18 protein-coding genes are annotated in these 23,247 nt (G+C 45.1%); 12 read left to right on the top strand and 6 right to left on the bottom strand.

Annotated features, from left to right (window positions below; genetic code table 11):
• Window positions 1–9: 9 nt before the first annotated feature.
• Genes PP178_RS06705 through rodA form a run of 3 tightly spaced genes read left to right on the top strand, consistent with a single transcriptional unit; the run spans window position 10 to window position 3,671 of the window.
• Window positions 10–498 (top strand): rod shape-determining protein MreD, encoded by a 489-nt coding sequence (locus tag PP178_RS06705; protein WP_430974696.1) that lies wholly within the window; start codon window positions 10–12, stop codon window positions 496–498.
• Window positions 499–529: 31 nt separating this feature from the next.
• A complete protein-coding gene (gene mrdA, locus PP178_RS06700; RefSeq protein ID WP_272593536.1) occupies window positions 530–2,398 on the top strand; it encodes a penicillin-binding protein 2 in 1,869 nt (622 codons plus the stop codon).
• A complete protein-coding gene (gene rodA, locus PP178_RS06695) occupies window positions 2,388–3,671 on the top strand; it encodes a rod shape-determining protein RodA (protein ID WP_272593535.1) in 1,284 nt (427 codons plus the stop codon). Before mrdA ends, rodA begins: the two co-directional genes overlap by 11 nt.
• A gap of 1 nt (window position 3,672) precedes the next feature.
• On the opposite strand, the gene PP178_RS06690 is transcribed toward rodA, so the two are convergent.
• Window positions 3,673–4,482 carry a DNA/RNA non-specific endonuclease gene (locus tag PP178_RS06690; protein WP_272593534.1) on the bottom strand — a complete coding sequence of 270 codons (810 nt, stop codon included), beginning with the start codon at window positions 4,480–4,482 and terminating at the stop codon, window positions 3,673–3,675.
• A 146-nt stretch (window positions 4,483–4,628) separates the two neighbouring features.
• On the opposite strand from PP178_RS06690, the gene msrB reads away from it, so the two are divergent.
• Window positions 4,629–5,093: a peptide-methionine (R)-S-oxide reductase MsrB gene (gene msrB / locus PP178_RS06685; RefSeq protein WP_272593533.1), complete on the top strand. Its 465-nt coding sequence runs from the start codon at window positions 4,629–4,631 to the stop codon at window positions 5,091–5,093.
• Entirely contained in the window at window positions 5,074–5,625 is a 552-nt protein-coding gene (msrA, locus tag PP178_RS06680) for a peptide-methionine (S)-S-oxide reductase MsrA (RefSeq protein ID WP_272593532.1), read from the top strand. The genes msrB and msrA overlap by 20 nt, the downstream gene beginning before the upstream one ends.
• 69 nt (window positions 5,626–5,694) lie before the next feature.
• Here msrA and PP178_RS06675 read toward each other — a convergent pair whose 3' ends face one another.
• Window positions 5,695–7,809 (bottom strand): carboxy terminal-processing peptidase, encoded by a 2,115-nt coding sequence (locus tag PP178_RS06675; RefSeq protein ID WP_272593531.1) that lies wholly within the window; start codon window positions 7,807–7,809, stop codon window positions 5,695–5,697.
• Window positions 7,810–8,136: 327 nt separating this feature from the next.
• On the opposite strand from PP178_RS06675, the gene surE reads away from it, so the two are divergent.
• The 5 genes from surE to PP178_RS06650 all read left to right on the top strand — a co-directional run bounded on the left by surE (window position 8,137) and on the right by PP178_RS06650 (window position 13,002).
• Window positions 8,137–8,910 carry a 5'/3'-nucleotidase SurE gene (gene surE / locus PP178_RS06670; protein ID WP_272593530.1) on the top strand — a complete coding sequence of 258 codons (774 nt, stop codon included), beginning with the start codon at window positions 8,137–8,139 and terminating at the stop codon, window positions 8,908–8,910.
• Window positions 8,910–9,194 carry a hypothetical protein gene (locus PP178_RS06665; protein WP_272593529.1) on the top strand — a complete coding sequence of 95 codons (285 nt, stop codon included), beginning with the start codon at window positions 8,910–8,912 and terminating at the stop codon, window positions 9,192–9,194. The genes surE and PP178_RS06665 overlap by 1 nt, the downstream gene beginning before the upstream one ends.
• A 1-nt stretch (window position 9,195) precedes the next feature.
• Complete coding sequence (lpxB, locus tag PP178_RS06660) at window positions 9,196–10,323, top strand: lipid-A-disaccharide synthase (RefSeq protein WP_272593528.1); 1,128 nt, start codon at window positions 9,196–9,198, stop codon at window positions 10,321–10,323.
• A 112-nt stretch (window positions 10,324–10,435) separates the two neighbouring features.
• Window positions 10,436–10,999 (top strand): C40 family peptidase, encoded by a 564-nt coding sequence (locus tag PP178_RS06655; protein WP_272593527.1) that lies wholly within the window; start codon window positions 10,436–10,438, stop codon window positions 10,997–10,999.
• The gene (locus PP178_RS06650) at window positions 10,999–13,002 is read left to right on the top strand and encodes a ComEC/Rec2 family competence protein (protein ID WP_272593526.1); all 2,004 of its coding nucleotides are present in this window, start codon (window positions 10,999–11,001) and stop codon (window positions 13,000–13,002) included. Before PP178_RS06655 ends, PP178_RS06650 begins: the two co-directional genes overlap by 1 nt.
• A gap of 1 nt (window position 13,003) precedes the next feature.
• Here PP178_RS06650 and PP178_RS06645 read toward each other — a convergent pair whose 3' ends face one another.
• The 3 genes from PP178_RS06645 to PP178_RS06635 all read right to left on the bottom strand — a co-directional run bounded on the left by PP178_RS06645 (window position 13,004) and on the right by PP178_RS06635 (window position 18,625).
• The gene (locus tag PP178_RS06645) at window positions 13,004–14,767 is read right to left on the bottom strand and encodes a peptide MFS transporter (RefSeq protein ID WP_272593525.1); all 1,764 of its coding nucleotides are present in this window, start codon (window positions 14,765–14,767) and stop codon (window positions 13,004–13,006) included.
• Window positions 14,768–14,894: 127 nt separating this feature from the next.
• On the bottom strand, window positions 14,895–16,427 hold the full coding sequence (locus PP178_RS06640; RefSeq protein WP_272593524.1) for a peptide MFS transporter: 1,533 nt from the start codon (window positions 16,425–16,427) through the stop codon (window positions 14,895–14,897).
• A 14-nt stretch (window positions 16,428–16,441) separates the two neighbouring features.
• A complete protein-coding gene (locus PP178_RS06635) occupies window positions 16,442–18,625 on the bottom strand; it encodes a S9 family peptidase (RefSeq protein WP_272593523.1) in 2,184 nt (727 codons plus the stop codon).
• A gap of 166 nt (window positions 18,626–18,791) precedes the next feature.
• Between PP178_RS06635 and PP178_RS06630 the strand changes: the two genes are divergently transcribed.
• Together PP178_RS06630 and PP178_RS06625 are read left to right on the top strand one after the other, a co-directional pair.
• A complete protein-coding gene (locus tag PP178_RS06630) occupies window positions 18,792–20,105 on the top strand; it encodes a hydroxymethylglutaryl-CoA reductase, degradative (RefSeq protein WP_272593522.1) in 1,314 nt (437 codons plus the stop codon).
• Window positions 20,105–21,022, top strand: coding sequence for a GYDIA family GHMP kinase (locus tag PP178_RS06625; RefSeq protein WP_272593521.1), 918 nt, complete (start codon window positions 20,105–20,107; stop codon window positions 21,020–21,022). The genes PP178_RS06630 and PP178_RS06625 overlap by 1 nt, the downstream gene beginning before the upstream one ends.
• 49 nt (window positions 21,023–21,071) lie before the next feature.
• Here the strand turns inward: PP178_RS06625 and PP178_RS06620 are convergent, their stop codons facing one another.
• Window positions 21,072–23,192, bottom strand: coding sequence for a peptidylprolyl isomerase (locus tag PP178_RS06620; protein WP_272593520.1), 2,121 nt, complete (start codon window positions 23,190–23,192; stop codon window positions 21,072–21,074).
• Window positions 23,193–23,247 lie beyond the last annotated feature (55 nt).

The following is a 23,247-nucleotide window of genomic DNA, read 5'->3' as shown; positions in this document are numbered from 1 at the left end:
TCCTACTTGATGAACGCCCTTCGGTTTTTGCTGCTGGTCGCGGCCCAGGTTTTGGTGTTCAACAAACTCAATTTTTTCGGCTTCATCAATCCTATGGTCTATATCCTGTTCTTGTACTGGTACCCGATCAAGGAGAACCGCTCTGCTTTTATAAGCATCAGTTTTCTCTTAGGGCTTATCATTGATATTTTTTCCGACACCATGGCCCTTCATGCGGCTTCATCTGTGACCATTGCCTACCTCAGACCTGCAATTATGCGATTTGTTTTCGGTGTAAACTTTGAATTTCAATCCTTTAAGCTAAGTAACACTACCCGGATACAACAAATCACATTTTTGGCGTTATTGATAATAACACACCACCTGTTATTCTTTACATTGGAAATTTTTAGTTTCTCTAATTTGCTGTTAATTTTGAAAAAGGTGGTATTTACCGGGGCGGCTACACTGGTCGTTTGCCTGTTATTCAGGACCCTGTTCAGTGTACGAAAAGAATAGCCCTTAATTTTCCGGAAGTCTAAAACGAGTGATGAAAAAAATCCTGCTATCCTCCATTATTATTATTGTAGGCATCGTCTTTATAGGGCGATTGTCCTATTTGCAGATATTCAGCTTCTCTCCTAACCAGGTGCTCGAAGACCCTGCGATAAAGGCGATCTATGACTATCCGGAGAGGGGATACATTTATGACAGGGACGGGGCCTTACTGGTCGCGAACCAACCGGCCTATGACGTAATGGTTATTCCCAGGGAAGTGAAACCCCTGGACACCCTCGAATTCTGTGGATTATTGGGGATTGAAAAAGAGGATTTTAAATCAAAATTAAAAAAAGCGAGGGTATATTCTCCCAGGTTGCCTTCTGTATTGGTACACCAACTCTCCAAGGAAGACTACGCCCGTCTACAGGAAAAGATGCGTAAATACCAAGGTTTCTATATACAGAAACGGTCCCTGCGGTATTACACCACTAACAGCGGAGCAAACGTCTTGGGATATATCAGTGAAGTGAATGAGGGTGACCTTGCCCGGAATCCTTATTACGTACAGGGTGAACTTACCGGGCGTACAGGGATTGAAAAGCAATACGAGGAAGTTCTTCGCGGCAGGAAAGGTGTTAAATATATACAGAAAGACAGGTTTAACCGGGATATAGGCCCCTATAAGGATGGTGCCCTGGATACCCTACCCCAGCAAGGACAGGAAATCAGGGTTACCCTGGACAAGGACCTTCAGGAATACGGGGAACAGCTCATGCATGGGAAACGAGGAGGCATAGTCGCCATTGAACCAGCAACCGGTGAGATCCTGGCTATGATATCCGGTCCAACCTATGATCCTTCGCTCTTAGTGGGCCGACAGCGATCCAAGAATTACAGTAAGCTACATTACGATTCGATCTCCAAGCCCACCTGGGATCGTTCAATCCTGGCAGAACCCTCCCCCGGATCGCCATTTAAAACGCTTAATGCCCTGGTCGCATTAGAAGAAGGGGTGATCTCCCCTTCCACCACTATCCGGTGTTACAACGGTTTCTATGTTGGCAGAACACTAAGGGGGTGCCATTGCGGAGGCGGTATGCGCACCATGAACAGTGGAATCTATAATTCCTGTAACGCTTATTTCGCAGGCACCTTCCGAAAAATCTACGATAAGTTCGAGACCACGGACAAGGGAATGGATGTCTGGGAAAAGCACATGAAAAGTTTTGGATTGGGGGATTACCTCGGTTATGATCTACCCACGGGACGAAAAGGAAGGATTCCCGGTAAAGAATATTATGACAGGGTATACGGGGACAACCGCTGGTCATCGAGCTATATTATATCCAATTCGATCGGACAAGGTGAGATCGCCGCGACCCCTATACAACTAGCAAATATGACCGCTGCGATTGCGAACAGGGGATTTTATTATACTCCACACGTGATTAAGCAGATCGGGGGCAAGGATATCAGCATTCCCGAATTTACCGAGAAAAAGAAAACGACCATTTCCCCTCAACATTTTGACCCGGTGATCCAGGGTATGGCCGATGTTTATACCAAAGGTACTGCCAGATGGCTGCAAATTCCGGGGATAGAAATCGCCGGGAAGACCGGCACTGTTGAAAATTTCACCAAGATAGATGGGGTGAGGACACAGCTAACCGATCACTCGGTATTTGTCGCTTTTGCCCCTGTAAATAATCCCCAGATCGCTATAGCCGTTTACATTGAAAATGGCTATTACGGATCACGGTACGCCGGGCACATTGCCTCTCTTCTGATCGAGAAATATATTAAGGGGGAAATCACGAGGAAAGACCTGGAGAAAAGGATGCTGGAAAAGACCTTAGAACACGAATACGCCAAACCTCTGAGTGGGGAGGAATTCAAGATCAATGAATATGTCTGGTAAAAGCATATTAAAACGAATCGATTGGCTCACCGTTCTATTCTATATATTGCTTGTCGGTATTGGCTGGTTGAATATCTACTCCAGTACATTCACGGAAAACAACCCCTCTATTTTTGATCTTGGACAGTTATACGGGAAACAGATGCTGTATATTGTGGTGTCCTTTGCTGCGATTATCGTTATACTGGCTCTTGAAGCCAACAGCTATGAACGATTTGCAAGTATCTTCTATATCATCTCCATGGTATTGTTATTGGGCCTTTTCGTCTTTGGAAAAACCATTGCCGGAGCCACTTCATGGTATGACCTCGGAGTATTTAACCTGCAGCCTTCGGAATTTGCCAAGATGGCTACAGCCCTAGCCCTGGCTAAATACCTCAGTGACATACAGACCGATATTAAACGCTGGAAAGATCAGTTATACGCCTTCCTCATTATTCTTATCCCGGCTTTCCTGGTAATCCCACAACCTGACCCCGGTAGTGCCCTGGTGTTTTTTTCACTGGTATTCGTCATGTTCCGGGAGGGACTCCCGCTTTATCACCTGGGTATAGCACTACTGGCCGTGCTACTTTTTATTTTCACCCTGATGTTCGGAACCACCTGGGTCGCCATAGGGATCTCTCTCCTGATCGGGATTGTATTCCTGTTTAAGCGAAAGAAACTGAAAATCCCTTTAATACCACTTTTCGTTTTTTTCATCATAGCCATCGGGTTCTCACTCTCGGTAGACCTGGTGTTCAATAACGTATTTGAGCAGCGGCACAGGGATCGCTTCAGTCTTTGGCTTCGCTTGGAAAAGGACCCTGTAAAACTCGCCGAGATTAAGAAGACCATCGGGTACAATACTTACCAGTCTGAAAAGGCCATTGAATCCGGAGGATTCTTTGGAAAAGGATTCCTCGAAGGCACAAGGACTAAAGGAGACTTTGTCCCCGAGCAGCACACGGATTATATCTTTAGTACTGTGGGAGAGGAATGGGGATTTCTTGGCACAGCCACCGTGGTGATCCTATTTACCTTAATGTTGTTACGCTTGGTTTACCTGTCTGAACGACAGAAGAACCAATTCAGCCGAATGTACGGCTACGGGGTAATTTCCATCTTGCTCATCCATTATTTCATCAACATTGGTATGGTGATCGGGATCCTCCCTACTATTGGGATTCCTTTGCCATTTTTTAGTTATGGCGGCTCAGGATTACTCGGGTTCACGGTATTGTTATTTATCTTTCTCCGCCTGGATGCCAACCGTCTGAACGAATGGTCTTAGATCAGTTCCGGAGCTCCCAGTCATCAGCATTTACAACTGCCTCCAGCTGATCTTGCAGGCTTTCGGGCAATTGCCCCAAAAAATTTATTCCGGTCATTTCCTCTATGCTGTCAATGGGCACCAGGAAGTGGCGTAATGGCCGATCGCTTTCCCGGTTAGGCATTAGAAATGCTAAAACTTTTGGTTTATGCTCTTGCCCTGTGATCACTAGCTTATAAAAGTACCTGGGCACGGAAACATCCTCATCACCTATTCCCGGTAGACCTCGCTCTAATACACCACCCGTAATAATGTACAGGCTGCCCTTCTCCTTTGACCATCGCCTAACCTGTTGCTCCAGACGGTTCCATAACCCGGCATTGAATTCACGGTCCTGCGGACTTATATTGCTGGTGTAGAAGGTTTCGTTATAAGCTTGTTCTGAAAACCTGCGATCCCCTGCAGGGCAGAGGTGTCCACGATCGTAGCCCGATCCTTTATAATTCCGCCAATCAGCAGACTTCGTTCTGACGAACGGGTCTTCTTCAAAATACGGTCGATCCCTATCCTGGTATGTAAGGTGATCTTTGTGCAAGCTATAAGCCACCCATTCAGCTTGTTCATGGGTTTCGTTATATGAAAGCATATAATGTGAATGTACTACGAGCTCACCCCCACCGGGCCCGGGCAGATAATATTCAGGAAAAACCTCGACTGCTTCAACTGTATGCTCGTCAGAGTAGACCGCGGGGGTATAAAAGTTATCAAAAAGCCAGAACCCAATAACACAAAGGATCAAAACAATACTGTAAATAAGACGATCACGTTTCAAGTTCTCTCTATTTTTAGGTGTAAATTTAAGGGAATTACAACAGTCATTGATATTGAATAGTTGTAAGTTATCCTGAAAAACTACGACATAAACCGGGTATTATTCCCATTTTCAGGGCGTAATTCAACCCGATAAATTAAAAAACTATGATTACCTGGGAAGATGTAATTCATTATTCGGTTAAAGGAAATCCCGTACCCGACCGACGCGTTGAAAAGACAGAAGAAGAATGGAAGGCTCAATTGAGCCCTTCACAATACAGGATAATGCGGCAAAAAGGGACAGAAGCTCCACACAGTGGAGCATTTTGCAGTAGCCATGAGGCAGGGAAATATGCCTGTGCCGGTTGCCACACCCCCCTCTTTGACTCGACCATTAAGTTTGAATCAAAAAGCGGCTGGCCCAGTTTTACACAGCCGATTAAAAAGAACGCGATCAAATATATCAGGGATACCTCATATGGTATGATCAGGGTAGAGGTACAATGCAACACCTGCGATGCACACCAGGGACACGTTTTCCCGGATGGCCCTGAACCCAGTGGTTTAAGATACTGCATCAATTCGGAGTCCCTGGAACTTATAAAAAAGAATGAAGCCTATGAGTCATAAACTTGCCACCATGGGAGCAGGGTGCTTCTGGTGTACAGAAGCCGTATTCCAGGAAGTTGAAGGGATTCTGGATGTAGTGTCCGGGTATTCCGGAGGCAATGTTCCTGGATATCCCACCTACCGTGAAATTTGCTCAGGGAGAACAGGACATGCAGAGGTAATACAGTTGAGCTATGATCCGGAAGTAATATCCTACCGTGATATCGTAGCAGTCTTCATGACCACACATGATCCTACTACGCTGAATCGGCAGGGCGCCGATGTAGGCACACAATACCGATCTGTGATCTTCTACCATGATGAAGAGCAGAAAAAGGACGCAGAAGCCGTAATAGCCGATTTAGCAGATGCCTATGACGAACCCATAGTTACCGAAATATCCCCTCTGGACACCTTTTACAAAGCAGAGCCGGAACACCAGAATTTCTACAGGTCACACCCACGGCAGCCCTATTGTACCTATGTAATCAATCCCAAATTGGCTAAACTCAGACAAGTGCATTCGGGACTTCTCAAGAACAAGGTCAGTTAAAGTTATCATTGACAGCAACAAAAAACCCCGGCGATAACCGGGGTTTTCTTATGGTATAAACGGGGCTTTTCAGTCCTTGCTGGCAAGCTTCCCGTGCTTAATGTTGTTGATCTGCAGGTCTCGCAAGACGTTAACTGCTTCTTCTACGTATACATCCTTTGCCAGGTTCTGGTGCCAACGGTCACGTTTTTCCCTGAGTACGGAATCCTCTGTAAACAGTTCTTGTTCGTATTGAAGAGAACTGAAGGTCAGCTTAGAATCATAGTCGCTGATCGACTTAAAGTACTTAGATCGTTTCTTATCCGCTTCCATCTCCTTTTTGTAAGCCTCGTAATTAAGGGCAACGACTGTTTGGTCTTGCTGCTCTTTCAGCCATTTGGCGTTTTCTTCAATAAGCTTTATCTGCGGGTTCTGCGCCATCCGCTTTGTACTGTTCTCTATGGTGGCCTCATAATCTATGTAACCATCCCAGGGTTGGTAATCTGCAGGGGAAATCTTATCCCAGGCTAAGGGGTTATTCTGATCGCGCTCCCCAAGATCGATATAGCTGTACCTGTCAGGAACCACCACATCACTTTCTACTCCTTTGAGCTGGGTAGATCCCCCGTTAATTCGGTAAAACTTCTGTGTGGTTAACTTAATTGCTCCCAGGTCACCGTGTTCGTTAGAGCGAACTATGTTTTCCAGGGGAATCACATTCTGTACGGTGCCTTTACCAAAAGTCTGCTGGCTACCGATGACTACGGCTCGTTTATAATCCTGCATCGCAGCCGCGAGAATCTCAGAAGCCGATGCCGATAATTCGTTCACCAGGATCACCAGAGGACCGTCCCACTGAATACGTTCATCCTTATCCTCGTATATATCTTTGTCTTTACCCGAAGAACGCACCTGTACGATAGGCCCGTCTTTAATGAAGAGTCCGGCCATATCCACTACGGTCTTTAAGGATCCTCCGCCATTATCCCTGAGGTCCAGTATTAATCCTTCTACCCCGTCAGCTTTCAACCTTTCTACTTCCTTAGCTACATCGGTAGCGGCGTTGCGTTCTCCATAATCTTCAAAGTCCACATAAAACTTCGGAAGATTTATCAGTCCAAACTTCTGGTTGTCTTTTATTACTGTTGCCGATTTGGCGTAAGATTCTTCCAGTTCTACGACATCCCGGGTTATAGAGACTTCCTCGATGGACCCATCAACTTTTCTGACCGTAAGGTCTACTACAGTACCTTTTGGTCCCTTAATCAGTTTAATGGCATCGTCTAACCTCATTCCGACGATATTCACGGGTGGCTGACCATCTTGGCCTACTTTCAGTATCTCATCCCCAACTTCTAATTGTTGGTTTCTCCAAACCGGTCCGCCTGAAATGATTTCGACGATCTTGGCACCCTCGGCTTTTTTCTGAAGCCTGGCTCCTATCCCCTCAAACTTCCCTGACATACTGATGTCAAACTTGTCTTTATCCTCAGGGGCAAAATAATAGGTATGCGGGTCAAACTCATCTACAATGGTATTGATATATTGTACAAACCAGTCTTTTCGTTCCAGGTCGTCTACAAAATCAAAGAACTCGTCCAGGGTAGTAAGGGTAGCTTCCCTGGCTTCTTTTTCAATTTGCTCTTCAGAAAGTTTCTCTGCATCTTCTTCCTCTGTACTGCTATTCAGTTTGGAATCATAGGTGCCGATGGTATTCAGTTTCAGCTGCTTCCTCCAACGTTCTTTCAATTCGGCTTTAGAGCTGGCAAAATCCTGGTTTTCATAATTGATATCGATAGATTCATCGCTGTTGTAATCAAAAGGTTCCGAAAGCACCTCCTTGTAGATACCTTTCGCCTCCTCCATTCGTTTCATCAGGCGATCATAGACGATTTCAAAAAAAGTGATATCGGTATTCTTGATCTGGTCGTCGATCTGGAATTTATACTGTTCAAAATCCGCAATATCTTCCTGGAGGAAATACCTCTTTGTAGGATCTATTACATTGATAAAATCTTCGAATACGTTGACGGAAAAATCATCATTGATGTTTTTGGGCTCGTAGTGACCACGTTCCAGGACATAAGTAATCAGATCTAACAGGAGCTTATCCTTATCATTGGTCTCAAAAGATTTATTGGTAAAACTACAGGAGGCAACGGCGATCAATATCACCAGAAATCCAAGCGTCAAATTCCTTTTCATCGAATATTCTTTTTTAATCGGTCAAAACCCCTTGTAAACTAAATTGAAGACTGCAGGGGAAACTTAAACCTATGAAATAAATTTCAATTCCCTAAGATACTGAAAATTCCATGCCAGTTTAAGCAGTTTAAGAATTAATTTTATGTTAAACGCCGTATTTGGGCGTGTTCCGGCGATATCCCTTTGACAGCTAAGCGGCAAAATAAGGTTGAATCGGCCTGTTATCAACTGACATTTCTTCAGTGGCACCAATGTCCGCAATTGCCAGGCATATCCATTCGGCATTTCCCAGTTTAAAACGTATTTTTACCCCATAAAGTATGCCAAATGCAAAAACCTCTTATCCTGGTTACCAACGATGATGGGATCACAGCCCCGGGCTTACGTGCCCTGATTTCTTATATGAGAGCGATTGGTGATGTTATTGTCGTAGCACCAGATAGCCCACAATCCGGAATGGGACACGCCATTACGCTGGACAGCACTCTTTACTCTAAGAAAGTGAGTATAGACCTGGAAGATAACGCTCCTCTGGAATACAGTTGCAGCGGAACGCCGGCAGATTGCGTCAAATTAGCCTTGCAAGAATTACTGGACCGGAAACCTGATATTTGTGTAAGTGGGATTAACCATGGGTCTAACAGCAGTATCAATGTGATATATTCCGGCACCATGAGTGCAGCCATTGAAGCTGGGATTGAAGGAGTTCCGGCCATAGGATTTTCCCTGTGCGACTATTCCTGGGAGGCAGATTTTGAACCCGCAAAAGATCATATCATCAGGATCGTAAAGGAAGCCATAGAACATGGCATTCCTAAAGGAGTGGTGCTCAATGTAAACATTCCTCCCTTAGAAAAGTCAGCATTAAAAGGCATAAAGATCTGCAGGCAGGCCCGGGCCAATTGGAAGGAAAAATTTGACAAGCGTACCAATCCCATGGGTAAGGATTACTATTGGTTGACCGGCGAATTTGAACTACTAGATAAAGGCGAGGATACAGACGAATGGGCACTATCCCAGGGATATATCTCCGTAGTACCGACCCAATTTGACCTTACTGCACACCACGCCATTCAGGATATTAATAATTGGAATTTATAATGAACAGTAAAAAAGACATTCTTACCGGGTTCCTCGTGGGCCTGATCGCCAACACCATCGGAACCTTATTATATATTCTCCTCTTCTCGGATCTGAGCATCGCAGATACCTGGCATGCTGCAGTAGAACAGGAACATGTGGGCAGCCTTTTAGCACTAGGTGCTATTCTGAACCTGCTCGCTTTTTTCGGGTTCTTAAGGATAAGAAGGGATAACCGTGCCAAGGGTGTGCTTATGGCCACCGTGCTAACAGCATTGGTCATCCTTTATTTCAAGATCACCTAAAATGAAATATTATATCATAGCCGGGGAAGCATCCGGCGATCTTCACGGCTCTAACCTCATCCGCGAACTACGGGTTCAGGATCCCAATGCACAGCTGCGATGCTGGGGAGGAGATCTAATGCAGAAAGCCGGTGGCACACTTGCCAGGCATTATAAATCCATGGCTTTCATGGGTTTCTTTGAGGTGATCGCCAACTTAAGGAGCATTTTCCGAAACATTTCATTTTGCAAGGAGGATATAGAACGATTTAATCCGGATGTCATCATTTTTATAGACTTCTCCGGCTTTAACCTGCGGATCGCGAAATGGGCGAAGGAACAGGGTTACAGAACCAATTATTACATTTCCCCACAAATATGGGCTTCAAGGGAAAGCAGGATCAATAAAATCAAGAGAGACATAGATGCGATGTTCGTCATCCTACCTTTTGAAAAAGACTTTTACGAGAAGAAACATCAATTCCCCGTGCATTTTGTGGGACATCCTCTCATCGATGCCATTGCCAATTCTCCCGCAGTATCCGCAGATACCTTTAAACAAGAACATCATCTTCTCCCCGATAAACCTGTTATAGCCCTCTTACCGGGGAGCAGGGTGCAGGAGGTACAGAAAACCTTGGATGTTATGCTTTCCGTGGCCGCGGAGATGAACGATTACCAGTTTGTCATCGCCGGTGCCCCAAGCCTGGAAGATTCCTTTTACCAGACTTTCGTCAGACAGCACAATGTTAGTTTTGTAAAAAATAAGACCTATGACCTTTTGAGCATCTCCCATGCCGCACTGGTGACCAGTGGTACCGCCACGCTGGAAACCGCTCTTTTGAAAGTGCCGCAGGTTGTATGCTACAAGGGCAACTGGATCTCTTACCAGATCGCCAAAAGGATTATTACCCTGGATTATATCTCCCTGGTGAACCTGATTATGGGAAAGGAAGTGGTCAAAGAACTAATACAAGGAGACTTGACCAAAGAAAAACTCGGCCAGGAACTCGCCAAGATATTAGGAGGGCCCGAACGCCAGGAACAGCTTAGTGCTTACGAGGAATTGCGACAAAAACTGGGAGGGCGTGGTGCCAGCAAAAAAGCAGCCCAGCTTATTATTTCCGGCTTAAATAATGCCCGGAAATAGTCAGGTTATTCCTTATTTCCTTATTTCACAGCGGGTAAATTTGACGTAGGAAAGTACCGACATAGAAATTTTTCCTTAATTTTGAGAACCAAGAGCACTTAAGTTTCCTTGGATGGACCGCAGAATTACCTCCCTTATCCTGTTGTTGATACTCGCCAGCTGTGGCGGAGTAAAGAGAAGCACTTCCTATTCTGAAGAGCGAAAAGTCAGTGTTTCTGCGAGTCCGGTCACAGAAAAGCCCGATCTCACCAATACTAAGGATGCGGCAGATATTGCAATTCCCGATTCCAACAAAAAGGCCGACAGGATCATTAGCACTGCGCTCAATTATTCCGGGGTAAAATACAAATACGGCGGAACGACCCAAAGCGGTATGGACTGCTCAGGATTGCTTTATGTGGCCTTCGGAGAACACAATGTGCCGCTCCCGAGAGTATCTCACCAGATGGCCGAAGAAGGAAAACGTATAAGGGTAGAACAGGTAGACAAGGGTGACCTTCTTTTTTTTACCACCGGCCGAAGAAATCATAAGATCAACCATGTAGGATTGGTTGTCGATGTAGACGGGGATGATATTAAGTTCATCCATTCAACGACCTCACGCGGGGTCATAGTTTCCTCTCTCAAAGAAGGATATTGGAATTACGCCTTTGTCAAGGCGGCCCGTATCCTCTGATGACCGCGCTTCGGTTCATACCGATTCAGCTCACCTTCTGCCTGGCATTTGGTATAGCCCTCTCCCACTATGTAAATATCCAAACTTGGATTATTCTATTATTGGTATTAAGCGGTCTTAGTTACCTGGGCATGCATTACAATCAAAGAGATCGCCGGAAGTATACTTATGAAATAGTGGTTGCTCTGACGGTTATACTCCTGGGTGTTCTCAGCATTAAACTTTCAAGAGAAAAACCTTCCCCATGGCCTCAAGGCACCCATCAATGGCATTTAAAGATCAGGAAGGTCCTGAAATCGACTGCATATACGGATCAATACCTAGCGGACATTCTTCATATTAATGGTAGGAGCAGTAAAGGGCAGGTTCTCCTTAACCTGGCTGCGGACTCCTCTCAGCAACCTTTGCTAATTGACCAGGAGCTTATAGCAATGGCAGAGATGGAAGCCATCAGACCCCCTTTAAATCCCCGCCAGTTCAATTACAAAACCTATATGCAGGAATTAGGGGTTTATTCCCGCTTGAGACCGGCTCCCGGAAGTTATAGAATTACGACTTCCTATAGGACTACCATTCCGGGGATTGCGTCATCATTCAGGAAAATGCTGACAGATTCTCTCCACTCTTCAGGCTTTAAAGGACAGGAGCTGGCCATAATACAGGCGCTACTCTTTGGTGATCGAATTGATATTGAAGAGGACACTTACACCGCCTATAAAAATGCCGGGGCAATACACATACTGGCCGTATCAGGATTGCACGTTGGCATTCTTCTTTACATCTTTCATTTCCTTTTGGGATTCCTGGACCGATCACCGAGAGGTGCCGTCTTCAAATTAATATTGCTGGTAACTATCCTATGGTCTTATGCCTTGATTGCCGGCTTTACACCTTCCGTTCTGCGGGCGGTGGCCATGTTCTCTTTTGTCGCCTACGCCCTCTACCTTAACAGGCCCAGTAATAGTTTTAATATCCTAGCCCTTTCCATGTTCTTTATACTGTTGCTCATCAATCCCGGGCTTTTATTCCAGGTCGGTTTCCAGTTGAGTTATGCAGCTGTACTCTGCATATTATGGGGTTATCCCAGGATCTGCAGGCTTTGGTCACCCAAAAATTTTATACTCAGAAGAGCCTGGCAGCTTACCGTTGTAAGTTTCACGGCACAGCTAGGCGTACTTCCTTTAAGTCTTTATTACTTCCACCAGTTCCCCGGACTTTTCTTTATAAGTAACCTTTTCATCATCCCATTCCTTGGAATTATTCTCGGTGGGGGCATCTTTATCACCATATGGGCCGCTGTTGGAAGTTTACCGAAATTTCTCGCAGCCCTCTATCACTCCATAATAAATACGCAAAACCAGCTGGTTTACTGGATCTCCGATCAGCAGGATTTTATTTTCAGCGAGATCAGTTTTGACTTGCCAATGCTGATCATAAGCGCCTGCCTGGTGATTAGTTTCTTATGGTGTTTAGAAAAACCTTCACTGCGAAGGATCCTTAGCGGCTGTATAGTACTCCTGATCTTACAGCTCTATTCCATGTTCATCCTTCTGAAAACATCACAGAGAGAAAGCCTGTGGGTCATGCATCAAAATGGTAAAACACAGTTATTGCACCAGGCAGGGCAAAGCATGACCGTATACACTAATGATGATAACCCTGCACAATCTACACGAGCCTTCCGGATCGGAGAAAATATCAGGAGGCAACAACACCGATCCCTGGAAAATTTCTATGAGTATCGAGGAGCTGATCTTGTGATCGTGGGTAAAAACACTCCTGCAGATCAGCTCACCCCTAATCCCAGGTGGGTGCTGTTTACAAACTCCCCCGGCTTACACCTGGATCGTTTTATAGATTATAACAACCCCCAAATGATCATCGCGGATGGCAGTAATTATCACAGCTACGTGGATCGCTGGCGTAAGAGTTGCCAGGATCGAGGTATCCCCTTCCACTACACTGGTGCAGACGGGGCCCTGTTATTAGACCCCGGGGATTAATTTACCTGATTCCATGCATCATTCGTTTCAATGGCTTGTTTAGAATTATAGAGATAAAGCCAATCCCGATACATAAGACCGTAAAGATCAGGAAGAAGCTGCTAAGCGAGTATTCGGCAGTGATCTGGTCTATCATTCCTCCTAAGGTTCCTGCCAATTTCTGACCGATGGCGATGGCCAAATACCAGATTCCAAACATGAACCCGATCATTCGCGGAGGTACCAATTTACTCAGGTAGGACAATCCGACGGGTGAGACACATAGTTCCCCGGAGGTGATCAGAAGATAGGAAAGAATAAGGTAGATCATACTAACTGATGCGGTTGCCGCTCCCTGTGGTATGCTAAGAGTACCGAAAACCAATACCCCGAAACCTAGGCCCTGCAATATGAGCCCGATACCGTATTTATGCGCGGCACTGGGGTTGTATTTACTTTCCCACCACCTGGAGAACAGGGGAGCCAATGTAATAATGAAGAAAGAGTTCAGAATGGCAAACCAACTAGCCTCTACTTCGTTCCCCTCCTGTGCAAACTTATCGTACAATCTGAATATAAGTAGTCCCCATATCCCTGCAAAAGCGATTCCCAGCGCCCAGTTAGACCAGGGTATCCTGGAATAAGTTTTCTTGAACAAGAGGTACAGTACCCAGGTGATGATCATCATGGGAACGGTAGTTAAAAGAGCGTCCACTATTTTAAAGACCAGGGAAGCGGATCCCGTCAGGGTACGGTTGGTATAATCTCTTGCAAAAATGGTCATTGTCCCCAAGTTTTGCTCAAATGTGGCAAAAAAGATGACCGTAAAAAGCCCGAATATGGCAACGGCAAAAATACGATTCCGGATTACCGGGGTATAGCGCAGAGTGCGGCTTACGATAAGAATTAAGAATAATATTAATGATAGCAGGACCGTTGCATTAGACCCCTCCATTCCGAACAATTCAAAGTTCAGGAAATTAATGCCTTCAATTTTGGAGATCGGATCATTGAAAAGATATAACAGCCCCCCAAGAGATGATAGTATGATCAACAGGTAGTCCAAGGGTGTAAAAGGATTCCGTTTTTCTTCATCAGGATCGGGTTGAGTATCGGAGGTCTCCCCAAGGACTTCAGATGTTTTCATAGGCTTTTCTCCTATCCTGCCGAAAAGCGGACTGGCAAGCCAGAATTGAAGCATCCCGAGAAACATGAAGATACCTGCGAGTCCGAATCCCCAGGACCAACCGTAATTCTCTGCCAGGTAACCACAGAGCATCATCCCGAAGAATGCCCCTGCATTGACCCCCATGTAAAATATTGTATATGCCCCGTCTTTCTTGGATTCCTTCCCACGATACATTTCAGAAATTACCGAGGTAATATTGGGCTTAAAAAACCCGGTACCGATAATAAGGAATGCTAATCCAATATACAGGGACCAAACCGTTTCTATAGCCATACAGGCATGCCCCAGGGTCATAATAAAACAGCCGATGATAATCGCTTTTTTGTACCCGATCAATTTATCGGCTATATAGCCACCGAGAATCGGGGTCAGGTATAGCAGGGAAGCATAGGTACCTATTAAGGCTAGCGCATGTTCTCTTGGCCATTCCCATCCGGGATTATCACCAATCACCGGGGCAGTGAGAAATAGTACTAACAGCACTCGCATTCCATAAAAGGAAAAACGTTCCCACATTTCGGTAAAGAACAATACAAAAAGCCCGGCCGGGTGGCCGAGCACTTTATCTTTAAATAAATTCTCGATATCAGTATTCATCTGGTTGGCTCTAATTGGTTGCTACCAAAATAATAAAGTTCCGTCTATGTCGGCACAATACTACCTTAAAATTAGATCCGGAATGCCATGAGCAGCGAATAACTCGAGGTACGGTTTAAGTATTTACCTAGTGAACGTCTCCCATCAGCCTTTTCATCAGCGGTGCAGTTACCAAAACAATAACAGCGGCTCCTAGGGCATATTGTGCGATCAACTCAAATCCATTGATGTAGATATCCAGTGATTCAAAACCACCCACATTGGCATCAGTACTCTCTACCGCCAGTTGCTTACCTATAAAACCAACCACCTGGAAGGCAAAAGCTGAAGACAGGAACCAAACTCCCATCATAAAAGCCACGATCCGTTTAGGCGAAAGATCCGTAATCTTTGAAAGACCAACCGGAGACATAAATAATTCTCCTACCGAGATAAGGAAATACATAATCAACAGATAGCTGAAAGGAACCATCCCGTTTTCGTCGGCACTTCCACCACTCAAGGCCAGGATGTAAAAGCTGATCCCTGCAAATGCAAGACCCATCCCGAATTTATATGGAGTTCTCGGGTTCAGTTTCTTCTTTGAGAGATAGGTGAACAATAGTGAGATCGGTATGGAGAGAATTATGATATACATGGAATTAAGCGCATTCGTCTGCGCCGCATCCACAATACTCAGGTTTACATTACGTTCGGCGAAGAGTGTAATCACACTTCCCGAAAGCTCATGGAACCCCCAGAAAATAGTCATGAAAAATGTAATCAACACAGCCATGAAGAGTTTCTTACGTTCATCAAGGGTGGCTTTAAACATAATATAACCCAGGTATAACAGTATGGTTACTCCTACCAGCTTAAAGATCACGTTTACGATATTCTGGTCCTCAAAGAAGCTTCCTTCCGCACCCAGCGGACGATAGGACGATAGCAGAAAAGCGATCACCGGGGCTGCGGCACAGGCGAGAACCGGCACCAGCACTTTTTGTTTAACTCCTACAACCTTTTTTTCCAGGACGGCCTCACTGGGAGGCATTCCCTTATCCCCGAACACGTTTTTCCTAATCCCATTCCAGAAGAAAATAAGACCAGTTAGCATTCCTATCCCTGCAAGTCCAAATCCGTAATGCCAGCCATATTCACTCCCCAACCAACCGCAAAGCAGCGGGGCGGCGAATCCACCAATATTGATTCCCATATAGAAGATCACGAACCCTGAATCTTTCCTTGGATCACCATCCTTGTACAGGGCTCCCACAAAGGTTGAAATATTAGGCTTAAAGAAACCATTGCCCACAACGATCAGTGCAAGGGCCAGGTAGAAGGCCATATTATTTTCAATGGCTAATACAAAGTGTCCCAAGGCCATCAGGACACCACCGAGAAAGATTGATTTCCGCATCCCGAGGATGGTGTCGGAAATCCTCCCACCGATCACAGTTGATGCGTACACAAGTGAACCATAGGACGAGTAAACGGCTGCCGCGGCATAATCCCTGGCAACTAAGGCTTCAAAGATCACGTTTACCATGTAAAGCGTCAGCAGGGCACGCATTCCGTAAAAACTAAATCGCTCCCAGAGCTCAGCGAAGAAAAGATAAAAGAGTCCTTTCGGATGGCCGAACATTTGCTGTTCTTCCATGAATTCGGTTTTAGTATCCATGATCAGTTAACTATTTATTGGTTATCGGTTTTCAGTAAATTTTCAATCATAAAATCGGTCATCATGGTATACAGGTGCAAGCGTGTATTCCCCCCGTAGATACCGTGATTCCGGTCCGGGTAAATAGCCCAGTCAAATTGCTTATTGGCCTGTACAAGGGCTTCGATCATCCTCATGGTATTCTGAACATGAACGTTGTCATCACCAGACCCATGGACCAACAGGTAATCACCTTGAAGTAGTTCAGGGTAATTCAGGGGCGAATTCTCATCGTAGCCGGACGCATTTTCCTGAGGAGTACGCATATATCGTTCTGTATAGATGGTGTCGTAAAATCGCCAGCTGGTCACAGGGGCTACCGCGACAGCCATCTCAAAAGTATCGTTCCCTTTCAGCAGGCAGTTGGTCGACATAAAACCACCGTAACTCCAGCCCCATATACCCGTACGTGCATCGTCTATATAAGGTAGTTCACTAAGTACTTTTGCTGCAGATATCTGGTCTTCTACCTCGTACTTCCCAAGTTCCTGGTAAGTCACCTTTTTAAAATCACGTCCTTTTAACCCTGTACCGCGACCGTCTACACAGGCAACGACAATCCCTTTTTCAGCCAAAAGCTGGTGCCAGTAATCATTAGTCCCCATCCAGCGGTTAGCCACCTGCTGTGATCCGGGACCACTGTATTGAAAAAGTAATAGGGGGTATTTTTTATCCGGGTCCAAATCCAAGGGTTTCACCATCCACATGTTCAGCTCGTTCCCGTTGATATTGATGGTAGAGAATTCTTTAGGGCTCAACTGGTAATCCTTTAATAAATTCTTCAAGGCTCCATTATCCTCAAGTACTTTAACCAGCTCGCCTTCCCTGGACATATGAAGTGTATAGACCGGGGGAGTTTCGGCATTGGAAAAGGTGTTAATGAAATAGGTGAAATCTGCACTGAAGTCGGCGTGATTGGTCCCCTCCTGTTTGGTTAATCGCATCTTATCTTCACCACCGCTACTAATGGCGTATACATCCCGATTAATAGAACCATTCTCTGTAGACTGGTAATAAACCCTATCTTCATTTTGATCGTAGCCATAGTAGTTTGTCACCTCCCATGAACCTTTTGTGATCTGGTTCATAAGTTCTCCATCCTCGTCGTAGAGATAAATATGATTATACCCGTCGCGTTCACTGGTCCAGATAAAACTGTCATCAGCGAGGAAAGTGAGGTTATCGTGAATATCCACATAAGCATCGTCCTTCTCCCTGAGAAGAACAGAAGTCTCCATGTTTTTAGCGTTAACGTCGTAGAGGACCAATTCGTTCTGGTGGCGGTTCAGGGTCTGTACGCTCAGGTGCTGTGGGTGGTTCCTCCATTTGATCCTCGGGATGTAGTAAGGGTTACCGAGGTCCGCCATAGAGGTTTCCCTTTTTTTTCTATCGTATATATTCAAGGAAACCACAGCATTATCCTCTCCTGCTTTCGGGTATTTAAAACGGTGTTGTGAAGGGTAGAGTTCCTGTCCAATAACATCCATGGAAAATTCAGGCACTTCGGATTCATCAAAGCGAAGGAAGGCGATCTTACTGCCGTCAGAATTCCATTCAAAGGCTTTTACGAACGCAAATTCTTCTTCATATACCCAATCGGTCACTCCGTTGATTACGCTGTTGATTTTCCCATCCGTGGTCAGCTGTATAGTTTCTGAAGTTTCAAGGTCCAGTATATACATATTGTTTTCATATACATAAGCAACGTTAGAGCCGTCAGGAGAAAGGGAGGGTTCCCGTATCTTTTGGTCCGAGATCCTTGTCAGTTCTTTACTTTCTACGTCGTATACATAATAGATCCCAATCCTGGAATGCCTGAAAATAGGTTCTATCTCTGTTGCGAGTATTACTTTAGATTCATCATCACTGAACTCATAAGAGGTAAAGAAAGGGATGTCTTTAAAATCGGCTGAGTTCACCAATGTTTCCACCTTTTCCTGGGTATCGTAATCGTACAAGTCTATAGTGCTTTTGCGATCAGATCGGTCAAAATTAAGTACACTATACTGTTTGCCATTATCCATAGATCGGAGAACCTCAAGCCCCTCCGTACTGAAGGTGCCGTCGTAGATCTCTTCGAGGCTTATCTGCTTTTCCTGGCCTATGGCCAGCTGCATTAACGAAAGACCCAAAAAACAAAAAAGGGGAACTATTTTCATGAATTATCAAAAATTGATTAAAAACCCCCAAGTTTACTAATATTTTCACGAATAAAATAACTTTAAACTCTAAATATGATAAGGAAGCTCGTGAGCAGTGACAGGGAATCCTCTCCTGAAAATTTTACACTTTATCCGTATCTTTGAATGCATTAAAGCAAATGGCATGACCCCCCCTATAGAAGGATTTTCCAAGTTATCCAAAGAAGAAAAGATCAATTGGATAGCTGAACGATTTACAGACAATTCCGAGGAAACGAAAAAGATCCTTAAACGCTACTGGAACCAAGATGCAGAGGTGCAGCAATTGCACGATGAATTTATAGAGAACACGATCAGCAATTACTACCTACCCCTTGGTATTGCCCCTAATTTCCTGATCAATGGAAGAATCTATGCCATCCCTATGGCCATCGAAGAAAGTTCTGTGGTCGCCGCCGCTAGTAAAGCGGCAAAATTCTGGTTAAACAGGGGAGGTTTTACAGCCGAAGTCCTCGGCACGGAGAAGATAGGGCAGGTTCATTTCACCTATAGCGGAGACGCCGAACAACTGGCCACCTTTGTTAAGAGAATTATTCCTGTGATGAGAAGTGACGTAGCAGATCTTACAGCGAAGATGGAAAAGCGCGGTGGTGGCGTTAAGAAGATCGAATTAGTGGATAAGCGTTCGGAACTGTCCGATTACTTCCAATTACACTGCACCTTTGAAACTGCCGATGCCATGGGGGCAAATTTCATTAATTCCTGCCTCGAGCAGTTTGCCCAGACCTTAGAAAGGGAAGCAAAGGACGATCCCGGGATTATGGATGAATGTATGGAAGTAGTCATGAGCATACTTTCCAACTATGTTCCGGGATGCACGGTACGGGCCGAGGTATCGTGTAAGATAGAAGAATTGGATGAACACGACGATATCTCTCCCGTACAATTCGCAGAGAAAATGGTACAGGCCGTTGCCATTGCCAAAGCGGAGCCATTCAGGGCTGTGACTCATAATAAAGGTATTATGAACGGCATAGACAGCGTGGTACTGGCCACAGGCAATGACTTCCGGGCGGTAGAGGCAGGAATACATGCTTACGCCTCTAAAGACGGCAGGTATACCAGCCTGACACACGCAGCGATAGAAAACGGTATATTTAAATTCTGGATAGAGATACCCCTTGCGCTGGGTACTGTGGGAGGCCTTACGGGCTTACACCCGATGGTTCGCCTGTCTCTCGATATCCTGCAGAATCCATCGGCCAGGCAATTAATGCAAATTGCTGCGGTAGCCGGTCTCGCCCAAAATTTCGCAGCACTGCGGTCCCTGGTCACCACGGGCATACAACAGGGCCATATGAAGATGCACCTTCTTAACATTCTGAACCAGTTACAAGCCAGCACCCCGGAAAAGACAGCTATTGTACAGTTGTTTCGCGACCAGCAGGTCACGCATAGGGCTGTTGCAGCAGCCTTAGAGAAACTACGTACCGCTTGATGAAAAAAACATTCTACAGCCATGGGAAATTACTGATCACCGGTGAATACGCGGTATTGGATGGCGCTCTCAGTCTTGCGCTCCCCACCCGTTTTGGACAGAGCATGGAAGTGGAAAGAATAAAAGAAAGAATTATACAGTGGGAAAGTCGCGACATTGAGGACAATACCTGGTTTAAAACAGCTATCCCGCTGCCCCTAGAGGCTCCTGAGAATAATGTCGAAGAAGCAACCTCCGAATCATACTCCACCTTATTAAAGCTCCTTAAAACGGCGGAACAACAGCAGCCTGAATTCTTTGCCAGCGAGACAGGATTTAAAGTGGTTTGCCACCTGGGTTTTCCTCGAGACTGGGGACTGGGCTCCTCCTCCACTTTGGTCAATAATATTGCCCAATGGACCGATACGGACCCGTATCTTTTACTTGCTGAAAGTTTTGGTGGCAGTGGTTATGACATTGCCTGCGCACGACAGCATTTGCCTCTTCTGTATCAATTAACAGAGAATAAGCCTAATATAGAAACGGTGGAATTTGATCCGTCCTTCTCTGAATCGCTCTATTTTGTTCACCTGAACCAGAAACAAAACAGTCGGGAAGGTATTAGAATATACCGGGAAAGTACCGCTAACAAAACAACCCTGGTCAAGGAATTAAACCAGATAACCCATGCGTTAATTGGAGCCACACAATTGGATGAATTTGCCTCTTATCTTGAAAAGCATGAGCAGCTCATCTCTAAGGCAATTAGGTTACCCATGGTTAAGGAGAAACTATTCCCTGATTTTCCCGGAAGCCTCAAAAGTCTCGGTGCCTGGGGCGGAGATTTCGTGTTGGCTACCGGTGGTCCGGACACTCCTGAATACTTCCGCACCAAGGGTTACCAAACCATTGTTCCTTATCGTGAAATGATCTTATAAAAAAAGGCCCCGATTAACGGGGCCTTTTTTTGTTTCAAACCTTGTATTATTAATAGAATGAAGCGCGGTTGTCTTCAATTTCTGCTTTATCCTTAAGCGCATTGTAGACATCTACATTCACACGGTTGGCGTTGTTCGCCTGCAAACTCCTTGCATATGTAATATAGTTATCCAATTTAGGCGCTTCCGTTTTATTGGTCACCTGGATCATAAATACACCGGTCTCTCCAGAGATCAAGCCAGAAGTAGCTCCCTGCTCCATAGAGAATGCAGTTCCCACTACCATCGGCTCGCGACCTGCTCCGGGAATGGTGGGGGACTTAACTGTTAGGGCAGAAGCGGTGGAGATAGTACTGTTGTTAGCAGATGCTATCGCCTCCATGGTCTTACCTTGGTTAGCTTCTTTGATCATCTCAGCCTTCTTCTTTTTCCTGAGTATAGGCAATACCGTTGCAGAAGCATCCTCTACAGTCATGGTTCCTTCTTTGTACTTCTCAGTAAGCTGTACCACAGCGTAGCCATTGTTAATATTAAATCGCTTGATATCCCCTACTTCTGTATCCGGGTTAAACGCCCATTGAACTACGGATCTTTGCGCTCCAAGCCCGGGAAGGTTTTCGTCCATGGCTTTGATCTTATTTACCGGGCGTAAAAGGTAACCACTTTCGTTACTCAGCTCGGTCATAGGCTTATCACCGGAAGTTGCTGCCATTTCAAATTTGGTGGCATCGGTGAACAAAGTATTGATCGTTTCTTCAGAAGCTTCGATAGCCCTGCTCAGGGTTGCTACTTGAACAACATCCTGCTTGTCATCTACTTTTACAATGTGGTAACCAAACTCAGTTTCAACCAATCCGATGGTACCCACAGAATTGTCAAAAGCAAAATCATTGAATTTAGGAGTCATTACTCCTTCCTGGAAATACCCCAGGTCTCCTCCCTGCGGAGCAGAGGGTCCGTCCGAATTGTCACGTGCTAACTCTGCGAATACTGTTCCTTGCTTCTTTGCCTCTGCCAATAGCTCTTCTGCCTTAGCTTCAGCCTCCTCTTTAGTCCTTTGCACATTAGGATTTGCTCTCCGGGCACCTTCGTAGGCAATAAGAATATGGCTTGCCTTAACGCTACCATTAGCTTTTTTATCGACCATCTTGGTAACCTTGAGGGCGCCATTGTCTTTATATGGACCAAAAATCTCACCTACGCCAAGGTTAAATATGCTATCAGCGAATTGCTGAGGCAAGTCTTTTTTGGCTTTATAAATAGTATCAAATTTAGAATCGGAATTCCTATCAAGGAAAGCATCGTAATCTGTCGTATTGACAAACCCGCGGATAGTGTCCGTAGTGTCTTCACTTTCTATATATTCAACCCTATCTTTCAATAAGGCCGTTATATCGTCTTCAATAGATTTTTCGTCTTCAGCAGAAGGTAGCTCCTGGAAGTATACGAACTGTATATCTCTGGCTTTTTCCTGTTTAAAAGACTCCTTGTTTTCTTTGATGTAGGTTTGAATCTCTTTTTTAGAAACTGTTACGCTACTGTCCGGAATGGAAGAGTAAGGCACTCTTACATATTTAATATCCACCTTATTGTTGGAAAGCTGGTAATCCAACTCCCCTTCTTTCAGGGTGGCGCCTATCCCGGCTCTAACCAGGTTCAGGTACATTTGTTCTTTAGCAGCCTGTACGATGGCATCTTCATCCTGCAACCACTGCTCGTACTGAGCAGGCGCAGTAGCTTTAAGTTCGGCGATGAATTCACGGAATCGACGCTCATCAAAGTTACCGTTCTCATCCTGGAATTGCGGATTTTGCACAAAAGCAGGGTTTGACCTGATTAAATTAATGATCTGGTCTTTTTCAATGGCAATACCAAGGTCTTCGATCTGTTGTTCCAGGATGGTCGTCCTCAATAATTGGTTCCATACACTGTTTACAAGCTGCATACTCGTGGTATTTGGCCCCACCCTTCTGGACAGTCGCTCTACCTGGTTACGAAAAGTTTCGATCGGAATCTCTTCCCCATTGACCTCAGCTACGGTAGACCCGACCTTTCCGTCGGAAAATCCGTCACTGGTGAAAATTCCTGAGATCACGAATGCAAATAGTGCAAGTCCGATAATCAGGATCAGGACGGTAGTCCGTTTTCTAATGTTTTCTAATATTGCCATTTTTTGGTGGGTTTAAAATCAGTTGGCGAAAATACCACTTTCCATCAAATAATAA

The sequence above is a fragment of the Zeaxanthinibacter sp. PT1 genome, from assembly GCF_028464225.1.
Taxonomy (GTDB): Bacteria; Bacteroidota; Bacteroidia; order Flavobacteriales; family Flavobacteriaceae; genus Zeaxanthinibacter.
The sequence above is the reverse complement of the archived record's forward strand: the minus strand, read 5'-3'. Positions and strand labels throughout refer to the sequence as shown.

Excerpts from the sequence above, each read along its gene's own strand:
- PP178_RS06705 (WP_430974696.1), top strand. The coding sequence starts at position 10 with ATGAACGCCCTTCGGTTTTTGCTGCTGGTCGCGGCCCAGGTTTTGGTG.
- mrdA (WP_272593536.1), top strand. The coding sequence starts at position 530 with ATGAAAAAAATCCTGCTATCCTCCATTATTATTATTGTAGGCATCGTC.
- rodA (WP_272593535.1), top strand. The coding sequence starts at position 2,388 with ATGTCTGGTAAAAGCATATTAAAACGAATCGATTGGCTCACCGTTCTA.
- msrB (WP_272593533.1), top strand. The coding sequence starts at position 4,629 with ATGATTACCTGGGAAGATGTAATTCATTATTCGGTTAAAGGAAATCCC.
- msrA (WP_272593532.1), top strand. The coding sequence starts at position 5,074 with ATGAAGCCTATGAGTCATAAACTTGCCACCATGGGAGCAGGGTGCTTC.
- PP178_RS06675 (WP_272593531.1), bottom strand. The coding sequence starts at position 7,809 with ATGAAAAGGAATTTGACGCTTGGATTTCTGGTGATATTGATCGCCGTT.
- surE (WP_272593530.1), top strand. The coding sequence starts at position 8,137 with ATGCAAAAACCTCTTATCCTGGTTACCAACGATGATGGGATCACAGCC.
- PP178_RS06665 (WP_272593529.1), top strand. The coding sequence starts at position 8,910 with ATGAACAGTAAAAAAGACATTCTTACCGGGTTCCTCGTGGGCCTGATC.
- lpxB (WP_272593528.1), top strand. The coding sequence starts at position 9,196 with ATGAAATATTATATCATAGCCGGGGAAGCATCCGGCGATCTTCACGGC.
- PP178_RS06655 (WP_272593527.1), top strand. The coding sequence starts at position 10,436 with ATGGACCGCAGAATTACCTCCCTTATCCTGTTGTTGATACTCGCCAGC.
- PP178_RS06650 (WP_272593526.1), top strand. The coding sequence starts at position 10,999 with ATGACCGCGCTTCGGTTCATACCGATTCAGCTCACCTTCTGCCTGGCA.
- PP178_RS06645 (WP_272593525.1), bottom strand. The coding sequence starts at position 14,767 with ATGAATACTGATATCGAGAATTTATTTAAAGATAAAGTGCTCGGCCAC.
- PP178_RS06640 (WP_272593524.1), bottom strand. The coding sequence starts at position 16,427 with ATGGATACTAAAACCGAATTCATGGAAGAACAGCAAATGTTCGGCCAT.
- PP178_RS06635 (WP_272593523.1), bottom strand. The coding sequence starts at position 18,625 with ATGAAAATAGTTCCCCTTTTTTGTTTTTTGGGTCTTTCGTTAATGCAG.
- PP178_RS06630 (WP_272593522.1), top strand. The coding sequence starts at position 18,792 with ATGACCCCCCCTATAGAAGGATTTTCCAAGTTATCCAAAGAAGAAAAG.
- PP178_RS06625 (WP_272593521.1), top strand. The coding sequence starts at position 20,105 with ATGAAAAAAACATTCTACAGCCATGGGAAATTACTGATCACCGGTGAA.
- PP178_RS06620 (WP_272593520.1), bottom strand. The coding sequence starts at position 23,192 with ATGGCAATATTAGAAAACATTAGAAAACGGACTACCGTCCTGATCCTG.